Origin of the sequence: Shinella sp. AETb1-6, assembly GCF_009826875.1 — a bacterium.
GTDB classification, from domain to species: Bacteria; Pseudomonadota; Alphaproteobacteria; order Rhizobiales; family Rhizobiaceae; genus Shinella; species Shinella sumterensis.
Window position 1 is genome coordinate 1 of sequence record NZ_WUMM01000023.1, and the last position, 13,735, is coordinate 13,735.

Sequence of the window (13,735 nt, forward strand, 5' to 3'; positions counted from 1 at the left end):
AAGCGGTTCCAGAATTCGCTTGCCTGCAATGCGGTGCGCATGGCGCGCTCGAAAGCAGCGGGTATATCACCGCCATGTGCCGTATTCACGCCGGTAAGCATGGCATTGATGTCCGTCTTTAAGGTTGCGTACTCCGCGCTAAAATACGCCCGATAATGCGAAATCAGTGCCGATCCATGCAAATCTTGAGAACAGAAAGGACAAACCTCTCTACCCTCTCCAGCAGAAGCCGGACCGATACGGTTCATCCCTTGGCTCACCCAAGCCTCACCACCTTGGCCAAGACGTGCGAAGTGCGCCTGAACTTGCGCCATTGCAGCGGCCTCCAACGCAGGCAACCCCCGTGCGAGCAACCTATTGATTGCTACCGTGTCAAAAGCGGGCAACGTTATCGGCTGAAACGCGTCTTGGCGTTGAACAGCGTCAGCGGATCGAGCGGCAGCCAGTTGACGCTCAGCCTCCTCGGTTCTACCGTTCACCTCTGGGTCGGCCTGTAGGGCACAGAACGCATCAACTGTTAGCGTCCCTCGTATTGCAACGGGAATAGCGTCTGCCCTCTCTCGCAGAGTGCGGTTATGCTGCTCAACAGCATTAATGTGCTGGAGCAGCTCTGTATTGAGTTGGACGCCTGGCAAGCCAAGTATCAACTCATGCAAGTTCTGGCGGTGTGCCGTATCGATCTCGATCCCCGAGCACACATTTTGGGCAACGAAAACATCATCGAAAACTGCAATATGCGGCAGCGGATTGTTCCATACCCCGTTCTGGAACATGTGCGCTGCAGAGTTAATTCGCGATATGATGATATGTGGCGGGTGTTGAGCCCCTAGCCTCTGGCGTTCGTTGACCAAATTCGCGTCGCCAGTACTCAAAGAACGCAGAATTGTCGCAAGAGTCGTTTTTCCACGGCCATTTTCCGCATAAATCAGCGTAAGCTTGCCACACGCGAGCTGCGCACCCGAGCTAACGTTATCAAACCGCCCGATATTTCGCAGAAGCTGAATTCGATCGACGGCCATTGCCCCCCTACGTTGTAAAGAATTTGCACAACGTAAGCGCGAAGTTGCAAGCAAAATCGTTGGCATGAAAAAGTCTTTCGTTGCCGCGCTTGAAAAATATGTCGTTAGCGCAGCCTCTCTGAAGAGTGTTTTCAGCTTATATTGACGCTGAGCGGGTGACTTGGCATGATGTACTCGGCCTGACGCATAGGCCGGTGTGCCCACTACGCGAAGCCCAGGCAATGCGCTTCTTATGATCAATGACTGACACCGTTCCTTCGGACGGGTCCGGTCGGCAGTGGGCACCCGGTTGGATTCGTTACAAAAAGGAATGGACCGTCATGGCCACTGATACTCTCACTACGCTTAAACCTCTTGCCAAGAAGCTCGCCAGATTGCGACGCCTTCAGCATATTGTCGCCCTGGAAATCGTCGCCCGCGAGGTGGGCAAAGCTAATTGGCGTAGCCTCGCCGAATCCTACAAGCAGGGTTGGCGTCCCGATGCCAAGCAGATGAAGCACGCCGAAGATTTGCTTGCGGCCCCTCTTGAGGCACCTAGCGCCGCAGCGGCGCACCAAAACACCGCCACCGATGACCGCCTGATCTTCACAAGTTGGGTTCCCGAAGATGTGGAGCCTATGGAGGCGGACGAGCTTTATGGCGAACTCGATGGCCATAAATTCTATCTTGTGGGCGACAAGTTCAGCGTCGGCTTTGGCTCGCAGGGCTGGGAGATTCTCCTCGATCAGCCCCCCTCCGCAAAACCTGAGCTGCGACGGCTGGGAGGTCGCGTCAAATCCGTTGAGGCACTTGATCCAGCCTTTATCGAGCGTGCCACCGAACTGCTGACGATCCGCGCTCGCCGAATGCACTCCCAAGTCGCTTTGGACTGGCCACGCCGCTCAACCATGCCAGACAAGCAGGGCCGTTCAAGCCACCCGCTGGGTCGAGGATTGTCAGACACATGGTACTGCCTGCATTGCGACGGCGTGCACGACGGCCGAACGATGGCAACGAACCTCTGGCACTGCAAGGAGTGTGGAGCCACGCCTATCGATATTTTCCCTGAACCGTTCCCGAATGGTCAATTGCAGTCCGCATAGTGGCTGCAAGCCTGGAAAAATGAATAACCGTAGCCGAGCCAAGAGAGGACGCAGATTTGCGTCCTCTTTCTTAAATTTGGTCGCCGCTGCTATGTCCAGATCGCGGGAACCATTTGTGAGAGGTTCGCAAGTCAAGCCGACAAATTCAGACAACGATCACATAAGCGAAACGAAACATAGATATTGACTCCCTCAGGTTGCATGTTAACACTTAACTTTCGCCATGGGGGAACGGGCTATGAAAATAAAGTTTATATCCGCCGCTCTTGTGATTTCATTGGCTGCTGGATGCACTAAGACGGAAAATAGAGTTGATGGCGGCGTAAAACCTTCGAACTCGGCAAATAAATCACTCCAAGAAGATGGCAACAGAGCAAAGAAATGGCTAGAAACTTATTGCGATTACTACGCAAATATCAATGACGTTATCCAGGTTATTGAACTAGCAACTGTGGGAACCGAGCGTTGGTTCAAGATATCAAAAATTATCTGCGATAAGGTCAAGGAGAAGAGAAGTAAAAGCTTGTCAAATGTGGTGAACGTCGAAGTGAACGGCGTGACGGTGCGTGGTACCGTGAAATGAAAGCTGTCATCAGGCTCGGATTGTTCATGAGCTATCTGATGACAAGCTCTACCCTGTTGGCGGCTGAGCGAGTGGCGTTGGTCTTGGGTGTCAGTAGCTACAAAGCCCCAGTGACGACGCTAAAGCGATCGAAAAATGATGCGCGGGACGTTGCAAATCTTCTCAAAGGAAAAGGCTACAAAGTAATTGTAGCGGATGACGTTCTAACGAAAAAACACCTTATCGATAAGCTTAGCGAGTTTGAAGTATACGTTAAGTCGGCCTCCCTGCGAGGTAAGGTGGACGCTGTCGTTTATTACTCTGGTCACGGCCTGGAGGCGCGCAAAAACAGTTGGATGATAACTGCGGACTTCAATCTGAGAGCAGCTACGCGTGATGCCGCAAAGAAGGAGCTTGAAAGAAGCGCGTACACCGTTGAGCAGCTGTTTGCTCGGTTTCAGACTTTGAAACTCAATAGCGTGACATTCATACTGGATGCTTGCCGGTACGCGGCTGCCGATTTCTCTGGCATCGGTGAGGTCAATGTGGGGTTTGATGTGGCTTCATCCCAAAATCCCGATAGATCTTTTGTCATCTATTCCGCCAGCAGAGAAAAACCGTCATACGTTGAGTTCCCAGGAGACGGAGGAAAAAATAGCGTTTTCACGCATTTCTTACTGAAGAGACTTTCAGAAGAAAATTGGGAATTGAATACCCTGCTTAATGTGCTGCAGGACGATGTTTTGGCTGCAACGAACAATCGCGTACCGAGCCAGATACCGGCAGGATGGGACGGAATTCCTGGAAGATTTTACCTTTTTGGCACCGGAGGTGAGACAATTACTCAGTCGGGCGGACCAATAGTGCCTATATTTTACAAGACGTCTCGAATTGACGATGCGAGAGAAATCGCAACGGCAATGGAAAATTCGGGGGTTTTACACGGTATGTCTGCGGACGATTTCAGCCAACTTAAGCATAAGCCTCCGGTAGGAACTGTTAGAATTATGAGGTCGACTGTCTTTACGCCAGAAGACGCTACAGCTTTTGAAAAAACATATGCAATATTGAAACAAAAATTTGGAGACAAAAACGTAAAAATAATAGAGATAAATCCAAATTCTATTTTGTACAAACCATTCCACGTGCAATTACACTGATTATGAATTTCAATATCTACCTTTTTTGATTATTCAAATGGGATACACAAAAACGGCCCTCTTCGTGCCGTTTTCATTTTATGCTGCAACCGTGAGGGGTTCATCCACCTGAGCAGCATCCGAACTGAGTTCATGCAGAAAATCCACCTCACGCTGCGCATGGGCGGCAGCGGTGAAGATCGCCCGCTTGTCGCCTTTAAGGATGGTCAACCAGTTACCAATATAAGCGGCATGGTCTTCCCGCACCTCTGGTGTGATGCCGAGATCGGCGCATAGGAACGCCGCACCAAGCTCGGCCACCAGCTCCTCCGCGGCATAACCTTCATCCCCCCAGCGCTTCGGGCCGAGATCACGGTCAAGACGGCTCTTGTGTTTTGTCCAGTGGGTGCCTTCATGCGCGAGCGTGGCATAGTAGCTCTCAGCGTCCCTGAACGTCTCGAACGGTGGAAGCTGGATACGATCTGCACCTTCTGCATAGAAAGCCCGGTTGCCGCCATGGCTGATGTCCGCGCCGGTCGCCGCAAAGAACGCATCGGCCACCGCGTTGCGCTGCACGGGATCGAGCCGAACATGCGCCGGTCGGGTATACTCCTCCGGCAAGCCCTCGATCTGCTCGACGTTGAACACGGTGTATCCTTTCATATAACCGACTGAGATAAGCGGATTCTCTATGAGGGGATGAAGGATTTCCTTTTGCGGGGTGCCATAAGGCTGTGATAGGTTTGAGTCATGAACACGAAGGCACCCAAGCGCATCCGCATCACCAAACCCGGCCGCCTCACCCGCAGCCGGGGAGAGAAAATCAGTGCGGTGGAGGGACTGGCTCTGACCCCCCGTATGCGCACCTTGCTGGATGCCACCAAGGATAAGTCCGGCGAGGAACGCCGCCAGCTCATACGGGCGCAGTTCGCACAAAAAACAGCCTGACCTTGGTTTACACCGCTGACACCGATCCGCTTTGCTATCCAGGCACGACGGTTCTCCGCAACATATTGGATTTACGGACGCAAGACGAACTCGATGAGTACGAGCTTGCCGTTTTCCTGACCCGTTCGGATGAACCTTGGCCACCCGGCGAATTGGACTACGTCCACTATCTTGCCCTCCACCACCACCTGTTTCAGGACGTTTACGAATGGGCCGGACAGGTGCGTACTATCCGTATCGGTAAGGGCGGCAACTGGTTTTGCTATCCCGAGTATATTGACGGCGAAATGCGCCGCATTTTCGGGGAACTGGAAGAAACCGGACATTTGGTTGGGTTGGAAGCACGTGACTTTGCACTAAAAGCTGCCCATCTTCTGGCAGAAATCAACGCCGTGCACCCGTTCCGTGAAGGCAACGGCCGAACGCAGCTTGCGTTTCTGTCCGTGCTGGCCGAGAACGCGAACCTTCCCTTCCATGATGATGTGCTTGACCGCCAGAGGGTCATCGGCGCTATGGTCGAAAGCTTCTCCGGCTCCGAGGCTCCTCTGGCGCAACTCATTTATGAGATAGTTTCACCAGACCTTTGAGAACCGAGGCGCTCTGTCGCCGCCGCAGCATAAGCGCCATCGAGTTCGATGCCGAGATACCGCCGCCCGCAGGACCGGGCGGCGACCAGAGTGGACCCTGAACCGCAAAACGGGTCAAGCACCAATCCGCCCTCGGGACAATACGTACGCACCAAGGGTTCCAGCACCTCAACCGGCTTTTGGGTCGGATGCAACTTGTTGCCGGACGCCTTGTAGGGTGCCGAGAAGTCCGGCAGATGGCTGATCCAGTTGTGGCGCAGGGCGGTTTTCATGACCTGCCGCAGGGTGACGGTCTCGTGATGGAGGGTGCTGCGCGTCGGCACCTTGCCGGTCTCGGGATGGGGCTGGGAGCGCATGACGCGATACTGCTGCACCATGCCCGCCGTGACGGCGCTCAGGCCCGTCTTGCCAAAGTACGGTATCAGGTGGTTCTCCAGCCGCGCCTCGTGGTCCTTCACATAGCGCGGGTTGCGCTCGCCGTTGGTCAGCGCCACGTACTCCATCACGAACTGCTTGGCGGCATCCGCAAAGGTGCGCTCCACCTTCAGCAGGCCCGCACGGCTCTTGCCGCGCAGCTCCAGATACCAGTCTTCGGCAAACTCCTTCGCCAGCGAAAGGCTGTCGGTTTTGGTGCTGACGCGCCACTCCTTGCCGTCCAGATAGGTGGACGCCTGCCAGAGCTTGCTGTTGGCCCGCTGGTAGATTCGGACCTTGTCACCGAGGACGGTATGGGATGCCATTTTAACCCCCGAAACTGTGCGAGACGTGTGTGAGGGCTGTTTTTAGCGTATTTTCGGGATTTTTGAAGGCTAAGTGCTTGATTTTGTGGTGAGCGCGCAGGGATTCGAACCCTGGACCTACTGATTAAAAGTCAGTTGCTCTACCGGCTGAGCTACGCGCTCCCAGGCGGCGCGAAGCGCCCCGCGGAAGTGGGCGGAACATAGGCAGGAGGGTGTGCATGGTCAACCCGGAAAATGCACGGGAAAACAGCTTTTGCAACGTCGTGTCGACCGCCCCGACTTCGCGGGAAGCCGCGGCGGCTGGGCGGCTCAATGGACGGTGTATTTCAGGAGGCCAAGCGACCAGTCGACGCTGCGATTCTCCACATCGCGGGTCCAGGTCTGCTTGAGCGTGCCGGCGATGTCGGCGATGGTGGTGCGGGCATCCAGTTCCTTGGTCAGGCCGTAGTCGTTCGGCGCGACCGCGGTGAGATCGACGTCGTCGGCGACGACGATGGCGACCAGCACATTCTCGCTCGGCCCTTCCGCCTCGAAATCGAAGCCGTAATAGTCGTCTGGAATGGTGATCGGCGTGCCCGGCGCCAGCCGCGTGATCTTCTGCGCCGTTTCGTTCGGGAATATCTGGGTCGCCTTGCCGTCCTTGTCGACGTCGTAAAGGATGAGATGGCCGCCCGTGCGGCTCGTCACCGAGATACGGAAGCTGTCGCCGTTCTTGAGATGATCCGAGGACAGCGAAACCTGGACGTCGCCGCTCTCGGCCTTGCCGAGAATGTCGCCGACGGCATCGACCGGGTCGGCCGCCACATAGGCGGTCTGCTGCGTATTTTCGACCTTCACCTCTTCGACCTTGCCCTCATCCGGCACCTGCTGCTGCGTGTCCGTGGCCGTCACCGCCGGGCTTACGGCGCTGGCGCCGAGCAGCGCATAGTTCACCTCGAGCTGCGGATCGAGGCCCTGGCACTGGCTTTGCGCCGCGCAATAGCTCTGGGACTGCTTCTTGACGTATTCGAGCAGTTCCGCGTTCGAGACGATACCGTTGCCATTGCTGTCGGCGGCCGAAATCTCGTGGCCGTTGACGTAGGACAGCGTGAAGACGCCGTGACGCTCTTCCGGCGGCAGGCGCGTATCGTCCCAGGCCACCTGGTAGGAAGAGGCGGCACTCCACGCTTCCACGCCGCTCTCCTTGGCGACCTCGGGCTTCACCACGGCGACATCGACGCGCAGGCCGCGCGTCTTCACCGCGTCGGCCGGCTTGGCATGAGGACGCGGCAGGAACCGCGCGCTTTCCATGGCATCGCCGACCTCCGTCGACAGGGAGCGCGAGATGGTGCCGGAATGGCACGCGTCGATGACGATGGTGACGGCGCGGTCCTTCAGCTTGGCGAGCATGGCATCGATCTCGTCGTCGAGGATCACGTTCGACCAGTCGCCATTGCCGGCCACGATGTCGTAGGTCGACAGCGCCTCGTCCAGGCCATCCTCCTCGTCACCGCTCACGTCCTTCACCTGCAGGCCGTGGCCGGAGAAGTAGAAATAGACCCGGTCCCCCGGCTGCGTGCCGTTGATGAGCCACTCGTCGATGCTGGCGAGGATGGCGGCGCGCGTCGCCTGCGCGTCGCGCAGGACGCGGATCGAATCCGCTCCATAGCCGAGCTTTTCCTTCAGCAGTTTCTCGATGAGAGGAGCGTCGTTCTTCGGGCCTTCCAGAAACATCTTTTCCGGCAGGTTGGCATAGGTGCCGATGCCGACGATGAGCGCCCGGTCGGCTGCCGCCGCGAATGTGGAGACAGAAAGCGAAAGCAGAAGAGCTGCAGCATAGCGGATCATCAGAGCGTTTCCCGCGTATAGAGGGGCTGGATGGCGACGCTGGCTTCCTTGCCGTCGAGACGGGTCATGAGCGCTTGCAGCAGCGTTTGCGGCGTCACCTTCGGATCGGCGAGGACGGCGCCGATGGCATCGACCGGTTCCGCCGTCCAGATGGTGATCAGATGGTCCGCGCCATAGGGCTTCACCACCTCGACGTCGGTGAGCTTGAACTGCCCGCTTTCGGTGCCCGCCGCCTGCATGTCGAGGAACTGCACTTCGCCCGTATTGGCGAGATTGAAGACGAGCATGTTGGGATAGCGGCCGGGCGGCGCATCGAAGCGCAGGCGGTCGCCGGCCGCGTAGATATCGCGCACGGGCTTGAGCGATACCGAGCCCGGGTTCTGGCTCGCCATCGCCTTCAGGAAGTCGAGGAGCACGAACTTGTCGACGACCGACTGGATGCGGTCCGCGCCGACGTTCTCGCCCGCGACATCGCCATTCGGCGTGTAGAACACGCCGCTCTCCACGTCCCAGCGGAACGGTGTGCCGGTGCCTTCGGCATTGTTCGGGCGCTCGGCGGTCCCCGTGATGTCGAGAGCGATCTGGCCCGTCCAGCCGAGATCCTTAGCCGGCTTCACGAGCTTGGACGTTGTGCCCGCGGCAGCGCCGCCGTCGGTGCCCGCCGGAAGGCCGCGTGTCAGCCGCACCACGACTTCGCTTTCCGAGCGCGCCACCTGCGGCATGAAATTGGGCACCTGCAACGCTTCGGAACGGTTCTTCACATTGCTGAAGATATAGTCCTCCAGCTCGATGCGGGTGATCACGCCGTCATCGTCGCGATCCGCGCTGCCCTCGACGGCGCGTGCAAAGCTCCAGCTCAAGGCGCCGCGCGGCTCGCCGTCGATGATGACTTCCGGCGTCGGCTGGCTTTCGAGCGATGCGGCGAGCACCGTCACCTGCTTGAAATCGATCTCCTTGACCTTCGCGCCGTCGACCGCCTCCTGCGAGGGCGCGGCGAGCTTCACCGTCACCGCCGGCGCAAGGCGCGTCTTGCCGCTGACCGATCGGCTCATGCCGCCGGAAAAGCAGCTGTCGGAGACGAAGAGCACATGCACGCCCTTGCTCTCCGCCTCGCCGAACCAGGCGTTCATCTCGTTGTCGACGATGATCTCGTTGAAGGTCTCAGCGGCGCGGTTGCGGTCGAAACCCGGCAGCTGGAGAAACTCGTCCAGGCCGTCGGCCTCGTCGCCCGCAATGAGTTCGGGCATCTGCGCGCCGTGGCCGGCATAGGTGAAGATGATCGTATCGCTGGCCGCGGCCTTCGCCACAAGATCCGTCCAGGCCTTGCGGATATCGTCCTTGCGCGCCTGTTCGTTGGTGAACTTGACGACCTCGAACCCGGCGGACGACATCGCGCGATAGACATCTTCGGCATCGCGCACGGCACCATCAAGGCTCACGTCGTTGGGATACTGGTCGACGCCGACGACGAGCCCGTAGGTCTGGGCGGCAAGTGCTGGGCCGGGAAGCGCGACGGCGAGCGAAAGCGCAAGCAGGCGGTAGAGGGGTCTGGGCATTCTCATTCCACGTCCACTTCCACGCGGCGATGCAGCTGGTTCAGCGTTTCCGTGTCATAGGCGCTGGCGTCGTCCGGCTTGAAGGGCTCGTCCTCGCCCTTGCCGACCGTGGCGATCGTGCCGGCATAGCCGGCATCGTGCAGGTAGGCCTTCAGCGTCTCGGCGCGGGCGAGCGAGAGCTTGTAGTTCGCGGCGGCGGATCCGACAGGGTCCGTGTGGCCGATCAGCGTGATGGAGGCCGGCTTCACCGCCTTCAGGCATTCGGAAAGGTCCTTGGCCGCCGCCACGCCGTCGGGCGTGAAATCCGCCGTGCCGAAGACGTAGCGAACGGGCGTCGACTTCTTCTTGATCTTCACGCCGCGGAAAGAGACCTTGCAGCCGCCGCGCATGGCGAGCTGCACCGGTCGCGGCGCGGCAAGGCGCATCTCGCTGGCCAGCTTGTCGAGCCGCAGGATGTATTGCTGGTCGGGCGCCATCCATTCCGGCGTCAGCGTCTCGTTCGATCCGTCCTCCAGCGCCATCTGGTAGAAGCGCGAGGCCGCCTCGTAATCCTTGCGCTCGCGCGCGAGATCGCCCAGCGCGTCGAACACCTGCCAGGGGCCGCCATAGGCCTTCTGGAGGTCCTCCAGTTCCGTGCGGTGCGCATCCAGCCTGTCGCCGCCCGCCACCGCCGTGGAAATGCGGTTAAAGGCGGTCAGGCCGGCGATGCGGCCGACCAGCGTGCGCTCGTTGGCGCTGCAATTTGCCGTGCCGGCCGTCTCGGCGATCGAATGCGCCTTCTGCGCGTCGCCCGCATTGAAGGCCTCCACGACCCCCTTGAAAGCGTCGCAGGTGGCAGCCGCCGGCGCAGCACCGGCGAGCACGAAGAATGTCGCCGCAAGGGATCGCATCAGCATTGTCGGTCCAGCCCTCATATCCTCGAATGGGTCAGGCAGGGGCGCGGTCGCCCCTGCCCCGTTGTCACTTGATCTCGAACGTCACCATCTGGAGACCACTCGTACCATTGTCCTGCTCTGCCTGCTTTGCAAGGTTGATTGCAAGCCCGCGGCTCAACGGCTGCTTCGACTTCGCCGCCAGCTGCTGGGCCTTCTCGGGCGTCAGCTTCTGGTCGCCCAGCCCGCCGATCCGGCAGAAGGCGATCAGGGTCTCGCCGGCCGATGGCGTGTCGAAGGTGAGATTGCCCGTGCCCGCCTGCGGGATGAGCCGGCGTTCGCCCGGATTGAGCGTGGTGTTGCCGATCATCACATCCGGGATGATCTCCACCGTGCCGGTATCCTCGACATACACGACCTGCAGCTCGCAGGCGTGGTTGGTGGAGAGCTCGAAGCTCAGGTAGTCGCCCACCTTCGCGCTCGTCGAGGCGACATGCACGGCAAGCTTCACCTTGTCGGCCTGCGCCTTGTCGTCCTGCTTGTAGGCGGGAACGGCATAGGCCGTCTGGACCGGGTCCTCGGTATTGTCGGTGGTCGGCTGCGTATGCGCGGTTTCGGCGGCCGCAACCTCATGGTTGACACCGCGCTTCAGCGGCTTGAGCTGCCGCAACGGCTCCAGCATCAGGGCGAACTGCTCTTCCACCTCGACGCGCGGGATCGTGGAGCCTGCCTCGAGCGTTGCCACCCAGTCGAGCCCGATGCGCAGCGCGTTGACATCGGCAACACGACGGATATCGGAGGCGAACTCCTCCGGCGTCATGTCGAATTCGGCAGCAAGCTGCTCGAAATTCAGCTCGTCCTCGTACTTGTCGGCGAAGTAGGTGAAGATTTCCGCCCCGCCCGGCGCCTTCAGGCTGGTCTTGCCGCCGCCGGCCGTCGCCTCGGTGATGCCGAGACGATCCAGTGCGCTGACGAAGCGCTCGGTGTCGCGCTTGTAGACCTCGTTGAGCTTTTCCTGCGGCACATAGACGGCAAGCAGTTCGTCCTGCTGGTCCTTGGAAAACAGCGTCGAGGTCTGGATATGCTCGCGCAGCTGGTCACGCTTCGACAGGATGCCGTCGAAATGGCAGTCGAAGCACGACCGGGCATTGACGATTTCCACGCCCTTGCCGATCGGCCGCTTGCGGAAGGATACGATGGCCGTCGGGCCGATATCGAGCTGGTCCCCCTTGTTGGTGGAGAGGTAATAGCCCTGCATGCCGTTGGGGAGCGAGAAGATCATCTCGCCGCCATCGTGCTCGAAGGGTTCGAGCCCGGCCTTCAGCCGCACGCCATCCGGCCCGGCCGGGAAGCGCTTCAGCACCTGGCGCCCCACATCGCCTGCAAAGTCGTAGGACTTCCAGTAATAGCCGCCGAACGGCATGTCGTGGCGCTCCAGCATGCGGTTGTGGTCGGAAACCCCGGACGAACCGTCGGCGAAACCGGCGCGCACGATGCGGCGTCGTTCGATGTTCTGCGCGACATCAACACCGAAGCGCTTTTCGAGCTCGATGATGTTGGTCGGCAGCTTCATCAGGCGGTTATAGACCTTCGGCCGCGCGCCGTTGCTCATGAACCAGTCGACGCGCATGATCGGCAACTGCGTCTGCGTGGCCTTGGAAAGCGCATGCAGCTGCGAATTGCTGGCCGGATCGACGCCGTAGAAATATTCGTTGATCAGGAAGTTGTAGTCGTCCTCGCTCCATTGCAGATCGCGAAGATCGATGCGCACCAGCAAGCCGTCGGAGCCTTCGACCTCCTCCGGGATGACCAGTTCCGGTCCGTAGGACAGCGAGTTGAGGAGCTTCTTGAAGCCGCCCGCCAGCACCCTCATACGCTTGAGGAAGGTCTCGTGCGTCTCGCAGCTCATCATGCCGTTATACTGGTCGCGGTAGCTGAAGTAGCGCATGAACGGCTGGTCGTGCTCGTCCACCTGCGAGATGTCGCGCAGCGCGAGGTCGACGAAATCGAGATATTTCAGCATCGGCCGCGAGCGCTTGGTCTGGCTGGCGGACACCGCCGTCGGCATCGCGGACTGGTTCAGCGAGTTGATCCAGTTGGCGAGGCTCTGCACTTCCGCGTCGTCCGGGCGCTTGCCGAGCGGCATGCGGCCGCTGGTGACGCTGGTGTACAGCAGCGACTTGGAGGCGTCGCCGGGGGTCACGAAAGCCGGATTGGCGGCAATCGAGGCAAGGTCACCCGACGGGAAGGACCCCTGCGAGCTTTCACCCGGGCCATGGCAGTTGCGGCAATATTTGCCGATGAACGCATCGGCGGCGGATGCGAATTCCGCGCTGCCGCCGCCGGCCGTCAGCGCCGTCTCGGCCGTGGCCTCGCTGCATACGGGCGTCGCGCTGGTTTCCACCGGCGTCACCTTTACCTCGCGGTCCGCGAGGAAGGCATACATGGCCTGGCGGTCTTCCTCGGGAAGCGCCGAAAGACCCTTCGCGATGTGGCGCATGACCGGATCGGCCAGCGGCGAACCGGAGAGCTTCTTGCCCTCCTCGATCAGCCCCTTGGTAAAGACCTCATGCGAGGCAAGGCCACCCATGCGCGCCTTGGTGATATCGGGCGCCACTGCGCCCGTCAGCCCCTTTTCGCCCTCATAGGCGCGCTCCAGGTCGAGACCGTAGGTGGCGGTGCGCGGTGTGTGGCAGTCGCCGCATCCGCCGACATTTTCGACGAGGTAGCGGCCGCGTTCCATCTGGGTTTCTTCGCGCGCCTGGTAGGCCGGCACGGTGAAATGGCTGCGCTTCCACAGCGTGATCGTCGTCTGCCGGCTGAACGGGAACGCGATCTCGTGCTCTTTCGAAGCCGCGTCCGATTGCGGCAGCGTCTCGATATAGGCTTTGATGTCGAGCACATCCTCGGGCTTCATGCCGCCATAGGAGGTGTAGGGCATGACCGGGTAGAGGTTGTCCCCCTCCTTGTCGACACCGGCCATCACGGCATTCAGGAAGTCGGCATTCGACCAGCCGCCGATGCCGTTCGGATGGGCGGAGATGTTCGGCGCGAAGAATTTCCCGATGGCCGTCTGCATCTCCATGCCGCCGGACAGCAGCTCGGTATTGTCGCCGGAGCCGTGGCAGGCGCCGCAGCCCGCCGCACCGAACAGCACCTTGCCGTTCTCGACATTCGCCTGGTAGGTGCCATAGGCATCCGGCGCGAACGGATCGATGGCGAATGCCCCAGTCGGCAAGAATGCCGTCGGACAGAATGCCGCCATCGCGAGGCCGAGAAGCGCACCGAGGCGCGGCATCGGCTGGAAAAGCGCCATATTGAACACGCGCATGGCTTGTCCCTCACTCCAAAAAGCCGGCTGGCCGGCTATAAATCTGATCTCTCCGACAATTCCGCATGCAAA

Annotated in this window: 10 protein-coding genes, 1 tRNA gene and 2 pseudogenes; 5 read left to right on the forward strand and 8 right to left on the reverse strand. The window is 59.7% G+C overall.

The genetic code is table 11. The features are described 5' to 3' along the window. Positions 1 to 1,019 (reverse strand): annotated as a pseudogene (locus tag GR158_RS24125) (hypothetical protein); the annotation flags it as partial. A gap of 320 nt (positions 1,020 to 1,339) precedes the next feature. Between GR158_RS24125 and GR158_RS24130 the strand changes: the two are divergent. The 3 genes from GR158_RS24130 to GR158_RS24140 all read left to right on the forward strand — a co-directional run bounded on the left by GR158_RS24130 (position 1,340) and on the right by GR158_RS24140 (position 3,823). After that, entirely contained in the window at positions 1,340 to 2,101 is a 762-nt protein-coding gene (locus GR158_RS24130) for a hypothetical protein (RefSeq protein ID WP_160872925.1), read from the forward strand. A 238-nt stretch (positions 2,102 to 2,339) separates the two neighbouring features. Next, positions 2,340 to 2,684: a hypothetical protein gene (locus GR158_RS24135; RefSeq protein ID WP_160872926.1), complete on the forward strand. Its 345-nt coding sequence runs from the start codon at positions 2,340 to 2,342 to the stop codon at positions 2,682 to 2,684. Positions 2,685 to 2,710: 26 nt separating this feature from the next. Continuing rightward, complete coding sequence (locus GR158_RS24140; RefSeq protein WP_160872927.1) at positions 2,711 to 3,823, forward strand: caspase family protein; 1,113 nt, start codon at positions 2,711 to 2,713, stop codon at positions 3,821 to 3,823. A gap of 78 nt (positions 3,824 to 3,901) precedes the next feature. Here GR158_RS24140 and GR158_RS24145 read toward each other — a convergent pair. Further along, positions 3,902 to 4,474 (reverse strand): annotated as a pseudogene (locus GR158_RS24145) (ArdC family protein); the annotation flags it as partial. 78 nt (positions 4,475 to 4,552) lie between these two features. Between GR158_RS24145 and GR158_RS24150 the strand changes: the two are divergent. Together GR158_RS24150 and GR158_RS24155 are read left to right on the forward strand one after the other, a co-directional pair. Then, positions 4,553 to 4,750: a hypothetical protein gene (locus GR158_RS24150; RefSeq protein WP_160872929.1), complete on the forward strand. Its 198-nt coding sequence runs from the start codon at positions 4,553 to 4,555 to the stop codon at positions 4,748 to 4,750. 2 nt (positions 4,751 to 4,752) lie between these two features. Further along, positions 4,753 to 5,337: a Fic family protein gene (locus GR158_RS24155; protein WP_160872930.1), complete on the forward strand. Its 585-nt coding sequence runs from the start codon at positions 4,753 to 4,755 to the stop codon at positions 5,335 to 5,337. Here the strand turns inward: GR158_RS24155 and GR158_RS24160 are convergent. From GR158_RS24160 to GR158_RS24185, 6 genes are all read right to left on the reverse strand, one after another. Then, a complete protein-coding gene (locus GR158_RS24160) occupies positions 5,310 to 6,077 on the reverse strand; it encodes a DNA methyltransferase (RefSeq protein ID WP_160872931.1) in 768 nt (255 codons plus the stop codon). The two genes, GR158_RS24155 and GR158_RS24160, sit on opposite strands and share 28 nt — an antisense overlap. An 86-nt stretch (positions 6,078 to 6,163) precedes the next feature. Next, a tRNA-Lys gene (locus tag GR158_RS24165) sits at positions 6,164 to 6,239 on the reverse strand. A gap of 147 nt (positions 6,240 to 6,386) precedes the next feature. Beyond that, entirely contained in the window at positions 6,387 to 7,904 is a 1,518-nt protein-coding gene (locus GR158_RS24170; protein ID WP_160872932.1) for a caspase family protein, read from the reverse strand. Next, on the reverse strand, positions 7,904 to 9,460 hold the full coding sequence (locus tag GR158_RS24175; RefSeq protein ID WP_160872933.1) for a caspase family protein: 1,557 nt from the start codon (positions 9,458 to 9,460) through the stop codon (positions 7,904 to 7,906). Before GR158_RS24175 ends, GR158_RS24170 begins: the two co-directional genes overlap by 1 nt. Before the next feature lie 2 nt (positions 9,461 to 9,462). Beyond that, complete coding sequence (locus GR158_RS24180; protein WP_160872934.1) at positions 9,463 to 10,356, reverse strand: OmpA family protein; 894 nt, start codon at positions 10,354 to 10,356, stop codon at positions 9,463 to 9,465. A gap of 64 nt (positions 10,357 to 10,420) precedes the next feature. Then, the gene (locus tag GR158_RS24185; protein WP_160872935.1) at positions 10,421 to 13,663 is read right to left on the reverse strand and encodes a c-type cytochrome; all 3,243 of its coding nucleotides are present in this window, start codon (positions 13,661 to 13,663) and stop codon (positions 10,421 to 10,423) included. Positions 13,664 to 13,735 lie beyond the last annotated feature (72 nt).